Origin of the sequence: Mesorhizobium sanjuanii (assembly GCF_002529485.1) — a bacterium.
In the GTDB taxonomy this organism is placed as follows: Bacteria; Pseudomonadota; Alphaproteobacteria; order Rhizobiales; family Rhizobiaceae; genus Mesorhizobium; species Mesorhizobium sanjuanii.
The window spans coordinates 15,711-37,003 of the sequence record NZ_NWQG01000053.1 but is presented as its reverse complement, the minus strand read 5'-3'; the positions used below and the strand labels follow the sequence as shown (position 1 = coordinate 37,003).

22 protein-coding genes are annotated in these 21,293 nt (G+C 63.0%); 17 read left to right on the top strand and 5 right to left on the bottom strand.

From position 1 onward, the window contains the following. Both CN311_RS32940 and CN311_RS10910 read left to right on the top strand, forming a co-directional pair. A partial coding sequence (locus tag CN311_RS32940) for a hypothetical protein (protein WP_208866471.1) occupies nt 1–262 on the top strand: 262 nt, incomplete at its 5' end. Beyond that, entirely contained in the window at nt 259–1,755 is a 1,497-nt protein-coding gene (locus tag CN311_RS10910) for a CoA-acylating methylmalonate-semialdehyde dehydrogenase (RefSeq protein ID WP_097573595.1), read from the top strand. The genes CN311_RS32940 and CN311_RS10910, both read left to right, overlap by 4 nt. Before the next feature lie 174 nt (nt 1,756–1,929). Here CN311_RS10910 and CN311_RS10905 read toward each other — a convergent pair whose 3' ends face one another. Both CN311_RS10905 and CN311_RS10900 read right to left on the bottom strand, forming a co-directional pair. Further along, a complete protein-coding gene (locus CN311_RS10905) occupies nt 1,930–2,730 on the bottom strand; it encodes an SDR family oxidoreductase (protein ID WP_097573593.1) in 801 nt (266 codons plus the stop codon). Further along, nucleotides 2,727–3,056: a nuclear transport factor 2 family protein gene (locus tag CN311_RS10900; RefSeq protein ID WP_097573591.1), complete on the bottom strand. Its 330-nt coding sequence runs from the start codon at nt 3,054–3,056 to the stop codon at nt 2,727–2,729. Before CN311_RS10900 ends, CN311_RS10905 begins: the two co-directional genes overlap by 4 nt. A 136-nt stretch (nt 3,057–3,192) precedes the next feature. On the opposite strand from CN311_RS10900, the gene CN311_RS10895 reads away from it, so the two are divergent. Then, on the top strand, nt 3,193–3,528 hold the full coding sequence (locus CN311_RS10895) for a winged helix-turn-helix transcriptional regulator (RefSeq protein WP_165779658.1): 336 nt from the start codon (nt 3,193–3,195) through the stop codon (nt 3,526–3,528). A gap of 1 nt (nt 3,529) precedes the next feature. Here CN311_RS10895 and CN311_RS10890 read toward each other — a convergent pair whose 3' ends face one another. Continuing rightward, nucleotides 3,530–4,189 (bottom strand): GntR family transcriptional regulator, encoded by a 660-nt coding sequence (locus CN311_RS10890; protein WP_097573587.1) that lies wholly within the window; start codon nt 4,187–4,189, stop codon nt 3,530–3,532. Between the two features lie 100 nt (nt 4,190–4,289). On the opposite strand from CN311_RS10890, the gene CN311_RS10885 reads away from it, so the two are divergent. From CN311_RS10885 to CN311_RS10820, 14 genes are all read left to right on the top strand, one after another. After that, entirely contained in the window at nt 4,290–5,183 is an 894-nt protein-coding gene (locus tag CN311_RS10885) for a dihydrodipicolinate synthase family protein (protein WP_097573585.1), read from the top strand. Between the two features lie 10 nt (nt 5,184–5,193). Then, nucleotides 5,194–5,643 carry a GNAT family N-acetyltransferase gene (locus CN311_RS10880; protein WP_097573583.1) on the top strand — a complete coding sequence of 150 codons (450 nt, stop codon included), beginning with the start codon at nt 5,194–5,196 and terminating at the stop codon, nt 5,641–5,643. Between the two features lie 14 nt (nt 5,644–5,657). Next, nucleotides 5,658–6,896 carry an NAD(P)/FAD-dependent oxidoreductase gene (locus CN311_RS10875; protein ID WP_165779660.1) on the top strand — a complete coding sequence of 413 codons (1,239 nt, stop codon included), beginning with the start codon at nt 5,658–5,660 and terminating at the stop codon, nt 6,894–6,896. Between the two features lie 9 nt (nt 6,897–6,905). Continuing rightward, complete coding sequence (locus CN311_RS10870; RefSeq protein WP_097573581.1) at nt 6,906–7,907, top strand: 4-hydroxyproline epimerase; 1,002 nt, start codon at nt 6,906–6,908, stop codon at nt 7,905–7,907. Between the two features lie 336 nt (nt 7,908–8,243). After that, the gene (locus CN311_RS10865; RefSeq protein ID WP_097573579.1) at nt 8,244–9,146 is read left to right on the top strand and encodes a branched-chain amino acid ABC transporter permease; all 903 of its coding nucleotides are present in this window, start codon (nt 8,244–8,246) and stop codon (nt 9,144–9,146) included. A gap of 49 nt (nt 9,147–9,195) precedes the next feature. Beyond that, nucleotides 9,196–10,746, top strand: a complete 1,551-nt coding sequence (gene livM, locus CN311_RS10860; protein ID WP_425351064.1) for a high-affinity branched-chain amino acid ABC transporter permease LivM — start codon at nt 9,196–9,198, stop codon at nt 10,744–10,746. After that, a complete protein-coding gene (locus tag CN311_RS10855; RefSeq protein ID WP_097573574.1) occupies nt 10,746–12,302 on the top strand; it encodes an ATP-binding cassette domain-containing protein in 1,557 nt (518 codons plus the stop codon). The genes livM and CN311_RS10855 overlap by 1 nt, the downstream gene beginning before the upstream one ends. Beyond that, a complete protein-coding gene (locus CN311_RS10850; RefSeq protein WP_097573572.1) occupies nt 12,302–13,030 on the top strand; it encodes an ABC transporter ATP-binding protein in 729 nt (242 codons plus the stop codon). Before CN311_RS10855 ends, CN311_RS10850 begins: the two co-directional genes overlap by 1 nt. Nucleotides 13,031–13,047: 17 nt before the next feature. Further along, nucleotides 13,048–13,395, top strand: a complete 348-nt coding sequence (locus tag CN311_RS10845) for a DUF6867 family protein (RefSeq protein ID WP_097573570.1) — start codon at nt 13,048–13,050, stop codon at nt 13,393–13,395. Between the two features lie 140 nt (nt 13,396–13,535). Beyond that, entirely contained in the window at nt 13,536–14,654 is a 1,119-nt protein-coding gene (locus CN311_RS10840; protein ID WP_097573568.1) for a branched-chain amino acid ABC transporter substrate-binding protein, read from the top strand. A gap of 173 nt (nt 14,655–14,827) precedes the next feature. Beyond that, complete coding sequence (pyc, locus tag CN311_RS10835; protein WP_097573566.1) at nt 14,828–18,286, top strand: pyruvate carboxylase; 3,459 nt, start codon at nt 14,828–14,830, stop codon at nt 18,284–18,286. Nucleotides 18,287–18,466: 180 nt separating this feature from the next. Beyond that, nucleotides 18,467–18,727 (top strand): DUF2312 domain-containing protein, encoded by a 261-nt coding sequence (locus CN311_RS10830; RefSeq protein WP_097573600.1) that lies wholly within the window; start codon nt 18,467–18,469, stop codon nt 18,725–18,727. A gap of 54 nt (nt 18,728–18,781) precedes the next feature. Further along, entirely contained in the window at nt 18,782–19,222 is a 441-nt protein-coding gene (locus CN311_RS10825) for a hypothetical protein (RefSeq protein ID WP_097573564.1), read from the top strand. A gap of 7 nt (nt 19,223–19,229) precedes the next feature. Further along, the gene (locus CN311_RS10820; RefSeq protein WP_097573562.1) at nt 19,230–19,541 is read left to right on the top strand and encodes a hypothetical protein; all 312 of its coding nucleotides are present in this window, start codon (nt 19,230–19,232) and stop codon (nt 19,539–19,541) included. A 50-nt stretch (nt 19,542–19,591) separates the two neighbouring features. On the opposite strand, the gene msrB is transcribed toward CN311_RS10820, so the two are convergent. Continuing rightward, entirely contained in the window at nt 19,592–19,996 is a 405-nt protein-coding gene (msrB, locus tag CN311_RS10815) for a peptide-methionine (R)-S-oxide reductase MsrB (protein WP_097573560.1), read from the bottom strand. Nucleotides 19,997–20,099: 103 nt separating this feature from the next. Then, nucleotides 20,100–21,290 (bottom strand): vWA domain-containing protein, encoded by a 1,191-nt coding sequence (locus tag CN311_RS10810; RefSeq protein ID WP_097573559.1) that lies wholly within the window; start codon nt 21,288–21,290, stop codon nt 20,100–20,102. Nucleotides 21,291–21,293 lie beyond the last annotated feature (3 nt).

Here is a 21,293-nt window from a genome sequence, read left to right as displayed (position 1 = left end):
ATGCTCCAGAGAAGGCGCCATCGGCGAAGCTGCTGATCTCCCCCCTTGCGGGGGAGATGTCCGGCAGGACAGAGGGGGGTGTGAAGGAACGCAATCTCTCAATCCGCGTGGCGACAACCACATCCTGCCATTTGCGGCAATTGATGCTCCGCCGTCAATCGCTATCTATTTTCTGCACAACGGTTGCGTTCTGCCTCGCGTTGCCATCGACCGCGCAAAGGCGGACAATGCCTCATCACAAATCCAGGGAGAGAAACCATGATCGAATACGGTCATTTCATCGGCGGCAAGCGTGTCGCCGGGACCAGCGGCCGCAAGCAGGACGTCATGCAGCCGATGGACGGCTCGGTGCGCGGCACGGTGGCGCTGGCGTCGCAGGCGGAGTTGCGCGCGGCGGTGCAGAACGCCAAGGCGGCGCAGCCCGGCTGGGCGGCGACCAATCCGCAGCGGCGCGTACGCGTGCTGATGAAGTTCCTTGAACTGGTCGCCAGGGACTATGACGAACTGGCCGACATCCTTGCGCGCGAACACGGCAAGACCGTCGCCGACGCCAAGGGCGACATCCAGCGCGGCCTCGAAGTGGTCGAGGTCTGCATCGGCGCGCCGCATATGATGAAGGGCGAATTCACCGACGGCGCCGGCCCCGGCATCGACGTCTATTCGATGCGCCAGCCGCTCGGCGTCGTCGCCGGCATCACGCCGTTCAATTTCCCGGCGATGATCCCGCTGTGGAAGATCGCACCAGCGATCGCCTGCGGCAATGCCTTCATCCTGAAGCCTTCCGAGCGCGATCCGGGCGTGCCGATGCGCATTGCCGAACTATTCATAGAGGCCGGCCTGCCGGCGGGCATCCTCAATGTCGTCAACGGCGACAAGGACGTGGTCGACGCCATCCTCGACGATCCCGACGTCAAGGCCATCGGCTTTGTCGGCTCGACGCCGATCGCTCACTACATCTATTCGCGCGGCACCGCGTCGGGCAAGCGCGTGCAGTGCTTCGGCGGCGCCAAGAACCACATGATCATCATGCCCGATGCCGACATGGACCAGACCGTCGACGCGCTGATCGGCGCCGGCTACGGCTCGGCCGGCGAGCGCTGCATGGCGATCTCGGTGGCTGTCCCGGTCGGCAACGACACCGCCAACCGGCTGATGGAAAAGCTGATCCCGCGCGTCGAAAGCCTGAAGGTCGGTCCTTCGACCGATTCCTCGGCCGATTTCGGTCCGCTGGTGACGGCGCAGGCGCTGGAACGGGTCAAGGGTTATGTCGACACCGGCGTCAAGGAAGGCGCAAAATTGGTGGTAGACGGTCGCGGCTTCTCCATGCAGGGCTACGAGAAGGGCTACTACATGGGCGGCTGCCTGTTCGACAACGTGACATCAGACATGCGCATCTACAAAGAAGAGATCTTCGGGCCGGTGCTCTCGGTGGTGCGCGCGCCGACCTATGAGAACGCTATCAAGCTCGCCAACGACCATGAGATGGGCAATGGCGTCGCCATCTTCACCCGCGACGGCGATGCGGCGCGCGACTTCGCCTCAAGGGTCCAGGTCGGCATGGTCGGCGTCAACGTGCCGATCCCGGTGCCGATCGCCTACTACACTTTCGGCGGCTGGAAGGCGTCGTCCTTCGGCGACCTCAACCAGCACGGCCCGGACGCGTTCCGCTTCTATACCAAGACCAAGACGGTGACCTCGCGCTGGCCGTCCGGCGTCAAGGACGGTGCCGAATTCGTCATCCCGACGATGAATTAGCCGGACGATTCCTTGCTTGCGCGTCCTCGCCGCGAGGCGGCTGCGGGCGCGCGGGCAGGCATCAAGGACTGCGCGGAATTCGTCATCCCGACGATGAATTGAATTAGCGGGGAAACATACGAATACCGGGAAAGGCGAGCTCATCCCGCCTTTTCTTTTGGCCGTTCCGTCCGGTCAGACAGTCGGGATCGTCCCGCCGTCGATAACGTATTCGGCGCCATGGATTGCGGATGCACGGTCCGAAACGAGAAAGGCGACCAGTTCGGCAACCTCTTGCGGCCATGCCGGCCGGCCGATCGGAATGCCGCCGAGGGCCTTCATGATGTCCTGGCGGGCGGTTTCCTCATCCGAGCCGGAATGGTCCGCCAACCTTTTCACCATGGCCTCCGACGCCGTGGTATTGATCCAGCCCGGCGCCACCGTGTTCACCCGGATGCCTTTCGGACCGAGTTCCTTGGACAATGCCTTGCTGTAGGTCGAAAGCGCCGCCTTGGCCGCCGCATAGGCGGTCGTCGATTCGTGCAGCGGCAGCCGGCGTTGTATCGACGAGATGTGTACGATCGCCCCGGAGCCGCTTGCGATCATGCTGGGGACCAGCAGGCGATCGAGCCGCACCGCCGCCAGCAGGTTGAGGCCGAGTTCGTCCTGCCAGATTTCCTCGGTCAGCGCGGCAAAGCCTCCGCCCGGGCTCTTCGATCCGCCGACACTATGGACGATGATGTCGACGCCGCCGAAACGGTCCATGACGCCGGCCGCGACCTTTTCGGTGCCCGCCAGAGTGCTCACATCGGCCTGCACGAACAGCTTTGGCGATAGCGCTTCGGTTGCCGAGCGCGCTGTCGTGAGAACCAGCGCGCCAGCCGCCGAAAGCCGTTCGACGATGGCCTCGCCCGTGCCCTTGGTGCCGCCGGTGACGAGAACGCGCTTGCCGGCGAACTCCTGCTCGGCGCCCGGAAATTTCTGGCGAACGCTCATGCGCCGATCTCCAGCCGCGTGATCTGGTCATTGGCCAGCGTGAAGTTGTAGTGGAGCGTTGCAGGGCTGCCCGGGAAATTGCCCGAGACGATGCCGGCGACTCGCCATGCAGCGCCATTGACCGTCGCGTCGGCGACTTCAACTGTCACCTGGTATTTGGCTGTCGTTGCTTCCATCCAGCGGCGGATGGCGGCCGAACCCCGATGGGTCTCGCCCTCGTCCCGGACCACGGCGTCCGACGAGAAGGGGACGAGCATTCCGTCGATGTCGTGCTGGTTCTTGGCTGCAAAATAATCCGCCAGCGGCTGGGGAAGTTCTACGGTCATGGTTTCGTCTCCGGTTCCAGTTGCTGCCGTCGGCTCGAGGTCCGCGGCTTGTCCGGCGCCTAAAATGAGATATGCTGTGCAAATGACAAGAACCGACGAAAAAGTTAGGTACTTACCTGACGGTAAGGTTGAGGCGTTGACGCCCTCGTCGGCGGCTAGTGGCGTCGAGAATGTGCTGCGCATTCTCGAAGGCCGCTGGAAGCTGGTGATCCTGTTCCATCTCTTCGGTGGCAAGGTGCTGCGCTTTTCCGATCTCGAACGGGCGATCCCGGCGATTTCGCAGAAGATGCTGATCCAGCAGCTGAGGCAGATGGAGGCCGATGGGATTGTCCGTCGCATCGTGCATCACCAGGTGCCGCCGAAGGTCGAGTATTGTCTGACCGACTGGGGCCAGGCGTTGTGCCCGGCGCTCGACGCCTTGCTGAAATGGGCGGCGCAGAAGGAGCCGGCGGAAGGCTCGCTCGGGTCGTGAGCTAGCGCGTGGCGGCAGCTTCGGCATGGCCGCGCAGCAACGCCATCAGGCGCTTGGCGTCCTTGGCGGCCGTCTCCTCGTCGCCGGCGAGAATCGAGCGGATCAGCGCGACGTGATGCTCGGCTGATTCGGCGAGCCCGGTGTCGGCCTTGTAGCGGAACCAGAAGCGGCGGCTGTGGGTCTGCAAGGGTGCCGCCAGCCTGGCTGCGAAAGGGTTGTCGGCGGCCAGCGCCAATGCTTCGTCGAGCGCCTTGTCGGCTTGGAGGAAGGCCAGCACATTGCCTGAAATGACCGCCTTCTGCATGGCGAGCGCGGCGTCGTGAAACAGGTCGGCGGCCTCGCGAGTGACGAAGCGGGCGGCAGAGCGGGCCAGAACCACCTCGACGCCCCGCCGCGTATCGAGAACGCGCAGCCAGTCGCCGGGATGAAGGGGTGCGATGGCGATGCCGGCGCGCGGACGGACGTCGAGCAGCCCCTCCCAGGCCAGCCGCTGGATCGCCTCGCGCACCGGCGTGCGGCCAAGCCCGAGCCTGTCGATCAGCGCACCTTCGGTGACGAAGCTCGAAGGCGCCAGTTCGAGCGTGACGATCATGTGCTCAAGCACGCGGTAGGCCTTTAACGCCACCGGCTCGGAACGAGATATATCTTCCAACAGGGCCATCGTGCCTCCTGATATATTTTGCATATATCATAGCAGATTCCGTGTTGACAGAGGTTTTCCTAACAAATATACGACTGATATATCAGAAGGAGCAAGCGCTATGTGGGCCGGAGTTTTCCCCGCAGTTACGACCAAGTTCACCGAGGAGGACCATCTCGACCATGCCGAGATGGAGCGCTGCTTTGGGTTGCAGATGGAGGCCGGCTGTGACGGCATCATCGTCTGCGGCTCGCTCGGCGAAGGCCCGATGCTGTCGCATGACGAGAAGATCGAGGTGCTTAGGACCGCGCAGAAGATTGCCGGCAAGAAGCCGGTTCTGCTGACGGTCAACGAAGCCGGCACCCGCGAGGCCACAAGCATCGCGCGCCGCGCGGCGAAGGCTGGCGCCAACGGGCTCATGGTGGTCCCGAGCCCGATCTATCATACCAATCCGCAGGAGACCGTTGCCGCGCTGCGGGCCATCGCCGAGGCAGGCGACCTGCCCGTCATGATCTATTCCAACCGGCTTGCTTACCGCGTCGACGTCACCGTCGATCAGATGGAGGAGCTGGCCTCGGACAAGCGCTTCGTCGCCATCAAGGAGTCCTCCGACGACATCCGCCGCTCGACCGAGATCATCAACCGCTTCGGCGACCGCTACGACCTTTTCACCGGCGTCGACAATCTGGCGTTCGAGGCATTGTCGGTCGGCGCCATCGGCTGGGTGGCCGGCTTGGTCACCGCATTCCCCCGCGAGACCGTCGCCATCTACCAGCTGATGAAGCAGGGCCGCCGCGAGGAAGCGCTGAGCATCTACCGCTGGTTCCGGCCGCTGCTCGACCTCGACGTGTCGACCTATCTGGTGCAGAACATCAAGCTCGCTGAGGTTCTTGCCATCGACACCAACGACCGCGTGCGCATGCCGCGCCAGCCGCTGTCGGGCGAGCGCCGCAAGGCGGTCGAGAAGATCGTGAGGGATGCGCTGGCGGTAAGGCCGAAGCTACCGCAGTTCTGAGGAACGTCATATGCCGTCTCGGATCCATCTCAAGCGCGTCGAAAGCGATGGAGACTGGGCGGCATATCACCGTATTCGCAAGCGGGTTCTTTGGGAGGATCGGGGCTTGGGCGGCTACGACGAACGGCATCCCGACGACCGTCTTGCGGGCAATCACCCACTGCTCCTCCTGTACAATGGCGCGACGGTGGGGACTGCCAGGCTGGATGTTGTCGATCAGCGTCTCGGCGTGGTCAGGCTTGTCGCGATCGAATCCTGTCTGCAACGACGTGGCTTCGGTCGCACGCTCATGCAGGAAGTCGAGAGCTATGCCCGTGGCCTCGGTCTGGAACGGCTGGAAGTCAATGCAGCCAAGGATGCCGAAGGGTTCTATCAAAGGCTCGGCTGGGCGACCGTTCGGTCTGACCGGAAGAACCCGCTGATGACGAAAGCCCTCAAAGCTGGAAACATCGCGTCGTGACCGCGCCAAGCGAGATGCTGGACATCGCCATCGTCGGAGGCGGCATCATCGGTATTTGCGCCGCTGCCTACCTGGCCGAGGCGGGGCGAGATGTCACGATCTTCGATCGGACGGGGATCTGCGAGGAAACGAGTTCCGGCAATGCCGCGGCCTTTGCCTTCTCCGATGTCTTGCCGCTGGCCCACAAGGGCATGATCAGGCAATTGCCGAAATGGCTTGCCGACCCGCTCGGTCCGCTCAGCATACCGCCGGCCTATCTGCCGAAGCTTTTGCCCTGGCTGATCCGGTTCTGGCGCGCCGGCGCACCGGAAAAATACGAGGCGAGCCTCGCTGCCCAGGCCAGCATGATGAAGCTCGCCGAAGCGGAATGGATGGGGCTGCTCGATCGTTCAGGCGCCCGACGGATGCTGCGCGAGGACGGCTCGCTCGAACTTTACGAGAGCGAGGCCGAGTTCAAGGCGTCGCTGCCGGACTGGGCGGCGCGCAAACGCTTCGACATCGGCTTCAGCCATGTCGAAGGCGATGCTCTCGCCGCCTTGCAGCCCGGCCTGTCGCCGCGCTTCGTCAAGGGCACGTTTGTGCCGGGGTGGAAGACGGTTGCCGATCCGAAGCTACTGGGCAAGGCGGTCTGGGCCTATGCCGAGACCAAAGGCGCGCGTTTCGAAAAAGCGCGAATCGACCATGTCGAAGCGAGCCAGCATGGCGCGACATTGACGCTGGCCGATGGCACCACCAGACAAGCAAGACATCTCGTCATTGCCGCCGGCGCATGGTCGCATCAGCTGGCGAGAGATCTCGGCGACCGCATCCCGCTGGAGACCGAGCGCGGCTACAACACGACGTTGCCGAACAGCGCCTTCGACGTGAAGCGGATGCTGATCTTCTCCGGGCATGGCTTCGTCATCACGCCGCTCGAAACGGGTCTGCGCGTCGGGGGCGCCGTCGAACTCGGCGGCATCAAGCGGCCGCCCAACTATAACAGGTCGAAGGCGCTGCTGCGCAAGGCGCAAAACTTCCTGCCGGGGCTCGATCCCTCGGGCGGCCGCGAATGGATGGGCTTCAGGCCGTCGCTGCCGGATTCGCTGCCGGTGATCGGTCGCGCCAGGCAGGGCGACAGTATCGTCTATGCCTTCGGGCACGGCCATCTCGGCCTGACCCAGGCGGCTGCCACCGCACGATTGATCCGCGACCTCGTTCTCGGGCAAAATACCGCGCTCGATCTTTCCGCCTTTTCTCCGAACCGTTTCCGATAAGGTCCAAACATGGCGCGCCATTCCTTCTTCTGCATCGACGGCCACACCTGCGGCAATCCGGTGCGGCTCGTCGCCGGCGGCGGACCACTGCTCGTGGGTTCGACGATGATGGAGCGGCGGACGCATTTCCTGGCCGAATATGACTGGATCCGCACCGGCCTGATGTTCGAGCCGCGCGGCCATGACGTGATGTCGGGCTCGATCCTCTATCCGCCGACCAGGCCGGATTGCGACATCGCCATCCTGTTCATCGAAACTTCGGGCTGCCTGCCGATGTGCGGCCATGGCACCATCGGCACGGTGACTTTTGCCATCGAGCACGGGCTGATCAAGCCGAAGACCCCCGGTGTGCTGAGGCTGGACACGCCGGCAGGTCTGGTCATCGCGGAGTACAGCCAAGTCGGCGAGTACGTCGAGGAAGTGCGCATCACCAATGTGCCGTCCTTTCTCCATGCCGAAGGGCTGACGGTCGAATGCCCGGGGCTGGGCGAGATCAGCGTCGACGTCGCTTATGGCGGCAATTTCTACGCCATCGTCGAGCCACAGAAGAATTATCGCGACATGGCCGACCATTCGGCGGGCGACCTGATCGCCTGGAGCCCGGTGGTGCGGCAACGGCTCAACGAGAAATATTCCTTCGTGCACCCGGAAAACCCCGGCATCAACCGGCTGTCGCATATGCTGTGGACGGGCAAGCCGACCAACAGCCAGGCGCATGCCCGCAACGCGGTCTTCTACGGCGACAAGGCGATCGATCGCTCGCCTTGCGGCACCGGCACCTCGGCGCGGATGGCGCAGCTTCACGCCAAGGGCAAGCTCAAGGTCGGCGACGACTTTGTCCATGAATCGATCATCGGCTCGCTGTTCAAGGGCAAGGTCGAGAAAGAGGTCCAGGTGGCGGCCAAGCCGGCGATCATTCCCTCGATCGGCGGCTGGGCGCGCATGACCGGATTGAACACCATCTTCATCGACGACCGAGACCCGTTCGCGCACGGATTCGTCGTCAAATAAGGAGAATCCTGACCCAAGGGGAAAGCAAGGACGCGTGAAAAGGATTGCACTCGCCAGCGCAACGATCCCTCTCATCAACTTATTTTGACGGCGATTTCTTCGAAACGCGGTGCATGATACGGCTGAATCGTCAAAGACATTGCGTTATGCCAATGATACGGTCCGCGATAGTCCAGGGGTCGGATGGTAAAAACGGAGCAATCCGATGGCGTGTCGGGAAAACACGCATGACGGTTGAAAAATCACGTTGCAATCCGGGCTCGAAACTTTACGACTAGGGGAAATACGAAAAGGAATGCGTCTCAACGGGCGACATTCCAGGGGAGCCAAGTCAGTATGCAATACTTCGTCCAGCAGCTTATCAATGGGCTGACGCTGGGATCTATCTACGGGCTGATCGCGATCGGCTACACGATGGTCTACGGCATCATCGGCATGATCAATTTCGCCCATGGCGACCTTTTCATGGTCGGCGCCTTCACCGCCCTCATCGTTTTCCTCATCCTCGGCGCGATGTTCTATTCGGTGCCGGTGGTCGTGGCGCTGCTGGTCATGATGATCGTGGCGATGCTGTTGACCAGCCTGTACAACTGGGCGATCGAGAAGGTGGCCTACCGGCCGCTGCGCGGTTCGTTCCGGCTGGCGCCGCTGATCACCGCGATCGGCATGTCGATTGCGCTGTCGAACTTCGTCCAGGTGACGCAAGGCCCGCGCAACAAGCCGATCCCGCCGATGGTCAGCCAAGTTTACAATATTAACGGCATCAGCGTGTCGCTGAAGCAGATCATCATCGTCGTCGTCACCGCGCTGCTCTTGGCGCTGTTCTGGTACCTGGTCAACAAGACCTCGCTCGGGCGAGCGCAAAGGGCCTGCGAGCAGGACCGCAAGATGGCGGCGCTGCTCGGCATCGACGTCGACCGCACCATCTCGATCACGTTCATCATGGGTGCGGCCCTTGCCGCCGTCGCCGGCACGCTGTTCCTGATGTATTACGGCGTCATCGCCTTCTCCGACGGCTTCGTGCCCGGCGTGAAGGCATTCACCGCGGCGGTGCTCGGCGGCATCGGCTCGCTGCCAGGCGCCGTGCTCGGCGGGCTTCTGATCGGCTTCATCGAAAGCATGTGGTCGGCCTATTTCTCGATCGACTACAAGGACGTCGCCGCCTTCTCCATCCTGGCGATCGTGCTGATCTTCCTGCCTTCCGGCATTCTGGGCCGGCCAGAAGTCGAAAAGGTCTGAGATCATGGCGGTTACCGTATCCCCGGAGCGCGACGTCGTCGCCACTCCCGTGCAGCGCGCTATTCGCGAAGCGCTCTATGCCGGCGCCATCGCGCTCGGTCTGTTCGTGCTGTTCATCGGGCTGAAGACCGGCCAGAACATTTCCAATGAACTGGTCCTGACCACGCGCTGGGGCTTGCTGGCGACAGTGGTGATCGCCACGGCCGCCGGGCGGTTCCTCTATGTCGCCTATGGCCAGCCTTTCCTCGCCAACCAGAAGATCGCCGATGTCGCCACCGGCCTGTTGCCGGACAGCGTGGCGACGCGGTTCTTCCGGCTGCCCTATTTCATCGCGGCCATCGTCATCGCGGCCCTGCTGCTTGTCCTGGCCAGTTCGCTTGACGGGCTGCTGGGACCGGGTCTTGCCGGCTATGCACGGTTCGTGCGGGCGCTGGCGATCATCTACGCCCTAGCCTCGGTGTTGTTTTATTTCCGGACGTTCATCCACGCCCATTTCTCGGCACTCGGCATCACCGCGCTGATGTTCTACCCGATCATCGTCGTGCTGTCGCTCGCTCTCTACGGCGGATCGATGGCGGCCGGCTTCCAGGGCTCGCTGAAATGGGTCGACAATTACGGCATCCAGATCCTGATCTATGTGATGCTGGCCTGGGGCCTGAACATCGTCGTCGGCCTCGCCGGGCTGCTCGACCTCGGCTATGTCGCCTTCTACGCGGTCGGCGCCTATGCCTATGCGCTGCTCGGCACCCACTACGGCCTGTCGTTCTGGATCCTGCTGCCGGCCGCCGGCGCCATGGCCGCCTTCTGGGGCGTGCTGCTCGGCTTTCCGGTGCTGCGCCTGCGTGGCGACTATCTGGCGATCGTCACGCTTGCCTTCGGCGAGATCATCCGCCTCGTGCTGATCAACTGGCGTGAGGTCACCAACGGTTCGTCCGGCATCTCGGGCATTCCCAAGGTCACTTTCTTCGGCCTGGTGTCGTTCAACGTCTCGGATCCGAACTATATCGCCAAGGTGCTGAACATCGCCACGTCGAGCGCCTACTACAAGATTTTCCTCTACTATTTGATCCTCGGGCTCTGCCTGCTCACCGCCTTCGTCACCATAAGGCTGAGGCGCATGCCGGTCGGCCGGGCCTGGGAAGCGCTGCGCGAGGACGAGATCGCCTGCCGCTCGCTCGGCATCAACACCACCACCACCAAGCTCACCGCCTTTGCCACAGGCGCCATGTTCGGCGGCTTCGCCGGCTCGTTCTTCGCGGCGCGGCAAGGCTTCGTCAGCCCCGAATCCTTCGTCTTCCTGGAATCGGCGATCATCCTGGCCATCGTCGTGCTCGGCGGCATGGGCTCTTTGGTCGGCATCGCCGTCGCCGCGCTGGTGATGATCGGCGGCACCGAGGCGCTGCGCGAATTGGATTTCCTCAAGCAGGTCTTCGGGCCCGACTTCACGCCGGAACTCTACCGCATGCTGCTGTTCGGCATGGCCATGGTCATCGTCATGCTGTGGAAACCGCGCGGCTTCGTCGGCAGCCGCGAGCCGACCGCCTTCCTGAAGGAGCGAAGAGCTGTCTCCAGCTCCTTCACCAAGGAGGGCCACGGCTGATGAATGCGAGCTCGATTCAGAAAGCCAATCCGGGCACGAACGACGCCATCCTGCAGGTCGATCACCTGTCGATGAAGTTCGGCGGCCTGGTCGCCATCGGCGATCTTTCCTTCCGGGCCAGGCGCGGCGAGATCACCGCGCTGATCGGGCCGAACGGCGCCGGCAAGACCACCGTGTTCAACTGCATCACCGGTTTCTACAAACCATCGGAAGGCATGATCACGCTCAACCGGCAGGATGGAAGCACTTATCTGCTCGAACGCCTGCCGAACCATGAAATCCCGGCGCGCGCCAAGGTGGCGCGCACTTTCCAGAACATCCGCCTGTTCTCGGGCATGACGCTTTTGGAGAACCTTCTGGTCGCCCAGCACAACAAGCTGATGAAGGCATCGGGCTATACGGTGCTCGGCCTGTTCGGCTTCAGCGGCTATCGCAAGGCATCGGCCGAATCGATCGATCTCGCCAAGCACTGGCTGGAGAAGGCCGATCTGGTAGACCGCGCCGACGATCCGGCCGGCGACCTGCCCTATGGCGCGCAGCGGCGCCTGGAGATCGCGCGGGCCATGTGCACAGGGCCGGAGCTGCTCTGTCTCGACGAGCCGGCCGCCGGCCTCAACCCCAAGGAATCGCTGGCGCTCAACGCTTTGTTGATGGACATCAAGAACACGTCGGGCACCTCGATCCTTTTGATCGAGCACGACATGTCGGTGGTGATGCAGATTTCGGACCACGTGGTCGTGCTCGAATACGGGCGCAAGATCTCCGACGGCAATCCGCAGTCGGTGCGCACCGACCCGCGCGTCATCGCCGCCTATCTCGGCGTCGACGACGAGGAAGTCGAGACCGTGCTGACCGAGGTCGGCGACGAAGACGTGATCGAGCAACTGGATATCGGTCCGGACTCGGCGCATGGCCCGGGCACATCGTCTTCCTATCTCGCCGGTCCGGTGACCGACACGGTCGGCCACAGCGAGGGCGAACGCATCACGGTGTCGAAAGGCGCCTCCAAGGCCGGCCAGGTCGACGCCCGCGCGAAGGCGGCGGCCAGCCAGCCTACCTCGCTGGCAGCGGTCCCGGCAGCCAGGCCCGCCGCGAAATCTTCCGCGGCGAAAGCGCCGGCGGCAAAGCCGCCCGCCAAGGCTCCGGCGACGCCGAAGACATCAGGGGTGTCAAACCGGCTCGCGGCGCCCCGTGGTGGCACGGCCGACAATCTGACCCGCATCAAGGGCATCGGCACGGTCAACGAGCAGAAGCTCAACCAGCATGGCATCTTCCACTTCGACCAGATCGCGGCATGGAAGAAGTCCGATGTCGAGGCGGCCGAAGCCTATCTTGCCTTCGACGGGCGCATCACGCGCGAGCAATGGGTCGAGCAGGCCAAGCTTCTCAGCCAGGGCAAGGATACGGGCTTCTCGCGCCGTGTCGATGCGGGCAAGGTGGAAACCAGCCACCCCTCAGGGAAGACAGCTAAAGCAGTTTCCGGGAAGACTACAAGAGCAGTTTCCGGGAAGACTGCTGCCAAGCCCGCGGCGGGCAAGCGCGGAGGGCGCAAGTGATGGCCGGGACAACGCTGCTCGATATCAAGGGCGTGCAGACCTACTACGGCAACATCCGGGCGCTGAACGGTGTCGATGTCACCGTCAAGCAGGGCGAGATCGTGGCGCTGATCGGCGCCAACGGCGCCGGCAAGTCGACGCTGATGATGACCATCTTCGGTGCGCCACGGGCCCGCGCGGGCACGATTACCTTCGCCGACACCGACATCACCCAATTGCCGACCCACGAGATCGCGCGCATGCGTATCGCCCAGTCGCCGGAGGGCCGGCGCATCTTCCCGCGGATGACGGTGATGGAAAACCTGCAGATGGGCGCCAGTCTCGACAACCTCAAGCATTACGACGAGGACGTCGAGAAGGTGTTCACGCTGTTTCCGCGGCTGAAGGAACGCATAGCCCAGCGCGGCGGCACGCTGTCGGGCGGTGAGCAGCAGATGCTATCGATCGGGCGCGCGCTGATGGCGCGGCCGAAGCTGCTTCTGCTCGACGAACCGTCGCTCGGTCTGGCGCCGCTGATCGTCAAGCAGATCTTCGACGCCATCCGCGAGTTGAACCGCACGCAGGGGCTGACCGTGTTCCTGGTCGAGCAGAACGCCTTCGGCGCGCTGAAACTCGCCACGCGCGGCTACGTCATGGTCAACGGCAATGTGACGATGAGCGGCACCGGCAAGGAGCTGCTCGCCAATCCGGAAGTGCGCGCCGCCTATCTCGAAGGCGGCCACCACTGAGTTCAGGAGTCGAAGTGATGCAGGGCATTCTCTACGAGGAACCCTCGATCTGGCAGTTCTTCTTCGTCACCTGCCTGCTCGGCGGCTGGGCAGCATGGATGACCGGCAAGGCCAGCGCCCAGACGTGGCGCAGCTTCCCCCAGCTGTTCGCCTACCTGCTTGGCCTCGGCCTCGCCGTAAGGTTCATCCATCACGCGCTGTTCAACGGCACGATGTTCTCGCCGCATTACTATGTCGTCGACACCATAGTGCTGATGATATTGGGCTTCATCGGCTATCAATACACGCGCACCAATCAGATGGTGACACAGTATAATTGGCTCTACGAAAGAGCATCGCTTTTGAGCTGGAAACCAAAAGGTTGACGTTCATCATTAACGCCGTTTCGGAAATGAATCGGCGTGACAAGTGCCTGAAAATCGGCAAAGTACGCTTTCTGCGAGTAAGAGTGGGCATCGCATGAAAGCATCATTCACGCCCACTCCGTAAATGGGAGCGTTTTTACATGAGAAAATCACTTTTGTCCGCCGTCGCCCTGACCGCGCTTGTCGCGTTCGGCGGCAGCGCGTGGGCTGACGTACTGATCGGCGTCGCCGGTCCGATCACCGGTCCGAACGCCGCCTTCGGCGCGCAGTTGCAGAAGGGCGCCGAGGCGGCTGCCGCCGAGATCAACGCGGCGGGCGGCATCAACGGCGAGCAGATCAAGCTGTCGATCGGCGACGACGTCTCCGATCCGAAGCAGGGCATCTCGGTCGCCAACAAGTTCGTCGGCGACGGCGTCAAGTTCGTGGTCGGCCACTTTAACTCGGGCGTCTCGATCCCGGCGTCGGAAGTCTACGCGGAAAACGGCATTCTCCAGATCACCCCGGCCTCGACAAACCCGCAGTTCACCGAGCGTGGCCTGTGGAACACGTTCCGCACCTGCGGACGCGACGACCAGCAGGGCAGCATCGCTGGTGCTTACCTCGCGGCAAACTTCAAGGACGCCAAGATCGCGGTTATCCACGACAAGACGCCTTACGGCCAGGGCCTTGCCGACGAAACCAAGAAGGCGATGAACGCAGCCGGCCTGACGGAAGTCATGTACGAGGGCGTCAATGTCGGGGACAAGGACTTCTCGGCGCTGATCGCCAAGATGAAGGAAGCCGGCGTTTCCATCATCTATTGGGGCGGCCTGCACACCGAAGCCGGCCTGATCATCCGCCAGGCGGCTGACCAGGGCCTCAAGGCAACGCTGGTTTCGGGCGACGGCATCGTGTCGAACGAGCTGGCCTCGATCGCCGGCGACGCGGTCGCGGGAACGCTGAACACGTTCGGCCCGGATCCGCGCCTGATCCCAGCCAACAAGGAACTCGTCGAGAAGTTCCGCGCCCAGGGCTTCGAGCCCGAGGCATACACGCTCTACGCCTACGCGGCGACGCAAGCCATCGCGGAAGCCGCCACGGCCGCCAAGTCGAACGATCCGCAGGAAGTCGCCAAGGCGCTTCACGAAAAGGGTCCGTTCAAGACCGTGCTGGGCGACCTTTCCTATGACGCTAAGGGCGATCCGACGCTGCCCGGCTACGTCATGTACGAATGGAAGAAGGGCGACGACGGCAAGTATACCTACATCCAGAAGATGTAAGCCTGTCGGCGACGACACTTCGAATGCCCGGCGCCTTGCGCCGGGCATTTTTCGTTGTTGGCGCAAACAATTGATTTAAATCGGTTTAGATGTCGCGGGATTTTGTTTGCACTGCAGCATTTTCACGCTAATCATTGCCCCAGCCCCATCCCTCCATATCCGGAGCCCTGTCCTTGGCAATCTCGAAGATCCTTGTCGCCAACCGGTCCGAAATCGCCATCCGCGTCTTTCGCGCGGCCAACGAACTCGGCCTCAAAACCGTGGCGATCTGGGCCGAGGAGGACAAATACTCGCTGCACCGTTTCAAGGCCGACGAGAGCTACCAGGTGGGGCGCGGGCCGCACCTCAACCGGGACATGGGACCGATCGAAAGTTATCTGTCGATCGAGGAGGTGATCCGCGTCGCCAGGCTTTCGGGCGCCGACGCCATCCATCCGGGCTATGGGCTTTTGTCGGAAAGCCCTGAATTCGCCGAGGCCTGCGCCCAAGCCGGCATCGTTTTCATCGGCCCCAGGCCGGAGACGATGCGCCGGCTCGGCAACAAGGTCGCGGCGCGCAATCTGGCGATCGAGGTCGGCGTGCCGGTGATCCCTGCTACCGATCCGTTGCCCGACGACATGGAGGCGGTCAAGAACCTAGCCAAGGAGGTCGGCTACCCGGTGATGCTGAAGGCATCCTGGGGCGGCGGCGGGCGTGGCATGCGCGCCATTCGCTCCGAGGCCGACCTTGCCCGGGAAGTCACGGAAGGCAAGCGCGAGGCAAAAGCCGCGTTCGGCAAGGACGAGGTGTATCTCGAAAAGCTGATCGAGCGCGCGCGCCATGTCGAGGTACAGGTGCTTGGCGACACACATGGCAATGCCGTGCATCTGTTCGAGCGCGACTGTTCCATCCAGCGCCGCAACCAGAAGGTGGTCGAGCGGGCGCCGGCGCCTTATCTCGAGCAATCACTGCGCGAGGAGCTCTGCGATTACGCGCTGAAGATCGCCCGCGAGACAAGCTATGTCGGCGCCGGCACGGTCGAATTCCTGCAGGATGCCGATACCGGCAAATTCTATTTCATCGAGGTCAACCCGCGCATCCAGGTCGAGCACACCGTCACCGAGCAGGTGACCGGCATCGATATCGTCAAGGCGCAGATCCACATCCTCGACGGCTTCGCCATCGGCACGGCTGAATCGGGCGTGCCGGCGCAGAAGGACATCCGGCTGAACGGCCATGCGTTGCAGTGCCGCATCACCACCGAAGACCCCGAGCACAATTTCATCCCGGACTATGGCCGCATCACCGCTTATCGCGGCGCTACCGGCTTCGGCATCCGCCTCGATGGCGGCACCGCCTATTCGGGCGCGGTCATCACCCGCTTCTATGATCCGCTGCTGGAGAAGGTGACAGCGTGGGCGCCGACGCCGGCCGAGACCATTGCCCGCATGAACCGGGCGCTGCGCGAGTTCCGCATCCGCGGCGTGGCGACCAACCTGACCTTCCTCGAAGCAATCATCAACCACCCGAGCTTCGCCGACAATTCCTATACGACCAAGTTCATCGACACGACGCCGGAACTGTTTGCCAGTGTGAAGCGTCAGGACCGCGCGACCAAGCTCATCAACTATCTGGCCGACGTCTCGGTCAACGGCCATCCCGAAACGCGCGGCCGGCCGCAGCCGAAGGCCGATGCGGCGGCGCCGATAGTGCCCTACCTCAACGGTAACGTGCCCGGCGGCAGCAAGCAGAAGCTCGACGCGCTCGGGCCGGAGAAATTCGCGGCCTGGATGCGCGCGCAGAAAGAGGTGTTGGTCACCGACACGACGATGCGCGACGGGCACCAATCCCTGCTCGCGACGCGCGTGCGCACTTATGACATCGCCGGCATTGCCAGCACCTATGCGCGCGCGCTGCCGCAGCTTTTGTCGCTCGAATGCTGGGGCGGCGCGACGTTCGACGTCGCCATGCGCTTCCTCACCGAGGATCCGTGGGAGCGGCTGTCGCTGGTGCGTGACGCGGCGCCCAATTTGTTGCTGCAAATGCTTTTGCGCGGCGCCAACGGCGTCGGCTACACCAACTATCCCGATAATGTCGTCCAGCATTTCGTCCGCCAAGCCGCTGCCGGCGGCATCGACCTGTTTCGCGTCTTCGACTGTTTGAACTGGGTCGACAACATGCGCGTCGCCATGGACGCGGTTGGCGCCGAGGGCAAGCTGATCGAAGCGGCGATCTGCTACACCGGCGACATACTCGATCCGGCGCGGGCCAAGTACGACCTAAAATACTATGTCGGGCTGGCCAAGGAACTGCAAGCGGCAGGCGCCCATATCATCGCGGTCAAGGACATGGCTGGTTTGCTCAAGCCGAGTGCTGCCCGCGCGCTGTTCAAGGCGCTGCGCGATGAAACGGATCTGCCAATCCATTTCCATACACATGACACGTCGGGCCTTTCGGCGGCGACGGTGCTGGCGGCGGTGGAGAGTGGCGTCGATGCCATCGACGCGGCGATGGACTCCTTCTCGGGCAACACCTCGCAGCCTTGCCTTGGCTCGATCGTCGAGGCGCTGAAGGGCACCGAGCGGGATCCCGGCCTCGATCCGCAATGGATCCGCAAGATCTCGTTCTACTGGGAAGCGGTGCGCAACCAGTATGCCGCGTTCGAGAGCGATTTGAAGGGACCGGCGTCGGAAGTCTATCTGCACGAGATGCCGGGTGGGCAGTTCACCAACCTCAAGGAACAGGCGCGCTCGCTCGGGCTGGAGACGCGCTGGCACGAGGTGGCGCAGACCTATCACGACGTCAATCTGATGTTCGGCGACATCGTCAAGGTGACACCGTCGTCCAAGGTTGTCGGCGACATGGCGCTGATGATGGTGAGCCAGGACCTGACCGTCGCCGACGTCGAGAACCCTTCACGGGATATCGCCTTTCCGGACTCGGTCGTCTCCATGCTGCGCGGCGATCTCGGCCAGTCACCCGGCGGCTGGCCCGAGAAGCTGCAGAAGAAGGTGCTGAAAGGTGACAAGCCGATCACGGCGCGGCCGGGCTCGCTTCTGAAAGCGGCCAACCTCAAGGCGAGCCGCAAGGAGATCGAGGAAAAACTCGAGCGCAAGCTCTCAGAGTATGAATTCGCCTCTTGGCTGATGTACCCGAAAGTCTTCACCGACTTCGCCGCCGCGCAGGAAACCTACGGGCCTGTCAGCGTGCTGCCGACGCCGACCTATTTCTACGGCATGAAGCCGGAGGATGAGATCTTCGTCGACATCGAAAAGGGTAAGACACTTGTGGTGCGGTGCCTCGCCATCGGCGACGTCGACGAAAAGGGCATGGTCACCGTGTTCTTCGAGCTCAACGGTCAGCCGCGTCGCGTCAAGGTGCCGGACCGCGCGCATGGCGCCTCCGCGGCCAAGGCGCGGCGCAAGGCAGAGCCCGGCAACGAGGCGCATGTCGGCGCGCCGATGCCGGGCGTCGTCTCCGCACTTGCGGTTGCCGCCGGCCAGGCGGTCAAGGCCGGCGATGTGCTTCTGTCGATCGAGGCGATGAAGATGGAGACGGCGCTGCATGCCGAGCGCGACGGCACGATCGCCGAAGTGCTGGTCAAGGCCGGCGATCAGATCGATGCGAAGGATCTGCTGATCGCCTTCGGCTAAGGTGCGCTGATTCAGGTGATGGTGGTCTACCCTCAATCTCAACACACCTTGGGGTGTGCCTAACCCCGCATGCCGCATCGATAACGGCTTGACCCGCCGCGTCCGGTCGGGCATCGAACCCGCTCGAATTTGCCGCCTGTTCATCCGAGTCGCGGCATGAAAAACGAAGCGGAGAGAAAAATGGCCGACGACATCACCGAGACCAGCCAGACCGTTGCCGCCGGCCAGTTGCGCGCCTTCATCGAGCGCATCGAGCGGCTCGAGGAAGAAAAGAAGACCATTTCCGACGACATCAAGGAAGTGTTCGCCGAGGCCAAGGGCACCGGCTTCGACACCAAGGCAATGCGGTCGATCATCCGGCTGCGCAAGAAGGATCAGGCAGAGCGTCAGGAAGAGGAAACCATCCTCGACCTGTACAAAGCCGCGCTCGGCATGGTTTAAGGCCGGTAACAGCCCGGGCGCGCTTGTTGCGGCGCGCCCTCGACGGGTCGAACCATGAGCGAATTCGACTTTGGCGCCCGCCGCGCCTCTGAATTCCGCCAACGCGGCTTCTGGACGCTGTTCGCACAACGGCATCCGGAAGAAAGGGCTCTGATGGCGCGGCGCGGACCCTGGTTCTGGCAGCGCGGGCTGCCCGACTTCGCGTTGGTCCTTTCCATGTATGTCGCGCCGGCGCAGAACCATGTCGGAGTCTTCTTCGGCCGCAACGAGAAGTTCGGCGCCACGGACGCCCGGTCGCGCTTGAAGCCCTTCCAGCCGGCTATCGAAGACAAGTTGAAGCTCAGGCCGGAACAGAGTTGCGAGGGCCTCGGCATCAATTCGATGTGGCGAGTGAACTGCTTTGCCGAGGACAATTGGCCGGCGATGGCCGACTGGCTGGTGACGGAGGCTACGCGCGTCGAACGCGCCGTGATCGAGGTTCTGGGAGAGGGATAGATCGCCGGTGTTCCCAGAGGGCGTCAGATCCTTCTTCCGCTCACGCTGGCATGGCCCGGCGCCGCTCGACAGGTTGTTCTGGCGCGACCTAATTGTCGTCGGCACGGCCATCAACATTGCAGCGTCGGTGCTGGCGTTGATCCTGCTCGGGCTGAAGCTGCCGCTGGCACTGGTTCTGGCCGTGCATTTCGCGCCGGTGCCCTACAACATCTTTCTCACCCTTGCCGTCTGGCGAAGTGCGGAAAGGTCCGGTGGCTTCAAGGCCTCGCTGATGATGATCGGTTCTGTGCTGTGGCTGATCCTGGTGGTGGTGGCATGAAAAAGGGCGGCCGAAGCCGCCCTTTGCAAAGGTGACGATCGAAACGCGGCTCAGGCGGCCGGCTCGAATTTCAGCGCCACGCCGTTGATGCAGTAGCGCAGGCCAGTCGGCGGCGGGCCGTCCTCGAAGACGTGGCCGAGATGGCTGCCGCAGCGGGCGCAGTGGCATTCGGTGCGGACCATGCCGTAGCTGCGGTCGGTCGTGGTCTCGACCGAACCGGGCACCGGATCGTTGAAGCTCGGCCAGCCGGTGCCGCTCTCGAACTTCAGCTTGGATTCGAACAGCGGCTGGTCGCAGCCGACGCAGGAAAAGGTGCCGGCGCGTTTCTCGTAGAGCAGGGCGCAGCTTCCCGGCCGCTCGGTGCCGTGGCCGCGCATGACCGCATATTGCTCCGGTGTGAGCCGGGCGCGCCATTCGGCGTCGGTGCGGGTAACGGGATAGGTGTGGGTGTCCATTGAAATCTCCTCAGCCTTGGCGGCTCGTTCTTGGTTGCAAGTCATATTCGGACGAAGATAGGCATTTGTTACGCGCATGCCCAGCAGGGGGCTTGAACAAGGTTCAATGCTTCCTCGACAACTGCTTCGTAGCGGCTTCGAGTCCGGAAAGCGTCAGCGGAAACATGCGGCCGCCGAAGATGTCGCGGATCATGGCGATCGAATGGGTGTAACCCCAGTTCTTCTGGCTCTCCGGGTTGAGCCAGACCGCATTCGGCCATTGCCGCAGCAGCCGGCCGAGCCAGACGGCGCCGGCCTCGGGATTCCAGTGCTCGACCGAGCCTCCGGGATGCGCGATCTCATAGGGGCTCATCGAGGCGTCGCCGACGACGATCACCTTGTAGTCCGGCCCGTATTTGTGGATGAGGTCGAAGGTCGGAATTGTCTCGGCATGACGGCGGCGATTGTCCTTCCACACGCCCTCATAGAGGCAGTTGTGGAAGTAGAAATATTCGAGCTGGCGGAATTCAGCGCGGGCGGCCGAAAACAGCTCCTCGACGCTCCTGATGTGGTCGTCCATCGAACCGCCGACATCGAAGAACATCAGCAGCTTCACCGCATTTCGGCGCTCGGGCCGCGTCCTGACGTCGAGATAGCCGTGCTCGGCGGTGGCGTGGATGGTGCCGGGCAGGTCGAACTCTTCCTCGGCGCCCTCGCGCACCCAGCGGCGCAGTCGCTTCAACGCGATCTTGATGTTGCGGGTGCCAAGTTCGACGGCATCGTCGAAGTTTTTGAACTCGCGCTTGTCCCAGACTTTGACCGCGCGGCGGTGGCGGCTTTCATGCTGGCCGATGCGCACGCCTTCGGGGTTGTAGCCATAGGCGCCGAAGGGCGAGGTGCCGCCGGTGCCGATCCATTTCGAGCCGCCCTGATGGCGCCCCTTCTGCTCCTCCAGTCGTTGCTTCAGCGTCTCCATCAGCTTGTCGAAGCCGCCGAGCGCCTCGACCAGCTTTTTCTCCTCGTCGGTCAAATGTTTTTCGGCGAGCCGGCGCAGCCATTCCTCGGGGATGTTGGCGACATCGATCGCGTTTTCACCGGCCAGCGCCTCGACGCCCTTGAAGATGTGCGCGAAGACCTGGTCGAAGCGGTCGATGTGTCGCTCGTCCTTCACCAGGGCGGTGCGGGCGAGATAGTAAAAACCCTCGACGTCATAGTCGGTCAGCCCGGCCTCCAGACCTTCCAGCAGCGACAGATATTCCCTGAGCGAGACGGGAACGCGTGCTGCTTTCAGTTCGAGGAAGAAGGGGATGAACATGAC

Coding starts and splice junctions, on each gene's coding strand:
- CN311_RS10875 (WP_165779660.1), top strand. CDS start 5,658: ATGCTGGACATCGCCATCGTCGGAGGCGGCATCATCGGTATTTGCGCC.
- CN311_RS10855 (WP_097573574.1), top strand. CDS start 10,746: ATGAATGCGAGCTCGATTCAGAAAGCCAATCCGGGCACGAACGACGCC.
- CN311_RS10850 (WP_097573572.1), top strand. CDS start 12,302: ATGGCCGGGACAACGCTGCTCGATATCAAGGGCGTGCAGACCTACTAC.
- CN311_RS10890 (WP_097573587.1), bottom strand. CDS start 4,189: ATGGCCCTGTTGGAAGATATATCTCGTTCCGAGCCGGTGGCGTTAAAG.
- CN311_RS10910 (WP_097573595.1), top strand. CDS start 259: ATGATCGAATACGGTCATTTCATCGGCGGCAAGCGTGTCGCCGGGACC.
- CN311_RS10900 (WP_097573591.1), bottom strand. CDS start 3,056: ATGACCGTAGAACTTCCCCAGCCGCTGGCGGATTATTTTGCAGCCAAG.
- CN311_RS10840 (WP_097573568.1), top strand. CDS start 13,536: ATGAGAAAATCACTTTTGTCCGCCGTCGCCCTGACCGCGCTTGTCGCG.
- CN311_RS10865 (WP_097573579.1), top strand. CDS start 8,244: ATGCAATACTTCGTCCAGCAGCTTATCAATGGGCTGACGCTGGGATCT.
- CN311_RS10825 (WP_097573564.1), top strand. CDS start 18,782: ATGAGCGAATTCGACTTTGGCGCCCGCCGCGCCTCTGAATTCCGCCAA.
- msrB (WP_097573560.1), bottom strand. CDS start 19,996: ATGGACACCCACACCTATCCCGTTACCCGCACCGACGCCGAATGGCGC.
- CN311_RS10905 (WP_097573593.1), bottom strand. CDS start 2,730: ATGAGCGTTCGCCAGAAATTTCCGGGCGCCGAGCAGGAGTTCGCCGGC.
- CN311_RS10810 (WP_097573559.1), bottom strand. CDS start 21,290: ATGTTCATCCCCTTCTTCCTCGAACTGAAAGCAGCACGCGTTCCCGTC.
- CN311_RS10870 (WP_097573581.1), top strand. CDS start 6,906: ATGGCGCGCCATTCCTTCTTCTGCATCGACGGCCACACCTGCGGCAAT.
- CN311_RS10885 (WP_097573585.1), top strand. CDS start 4,290: ATGTGGGCCGGAGTTTTCCCCGCAGTTACGACCAAGTTCACCGAGGAG.
- CN311_RS10845 (WP_097573570.1), top strand. CDS start 13,048: ATGCAGGGCATTCTCTACGAGGAACCCTCGATCTGGCAGTTCTTCTTC.
- CN311_RS10830 (WP_097573600.1), top strand. CDS start 18,467: ATGGCCGACGACATCACCGAGACCAGCCAGACCGTTGCCGCCGGCCAG.
- CN311_RS10880 (WP_097573583.1), top strand. CDS start 5,194: ATGCCGTCTCGGATCCATCTCAAGCGCGTCGAAAGCGATGGAGACTGG.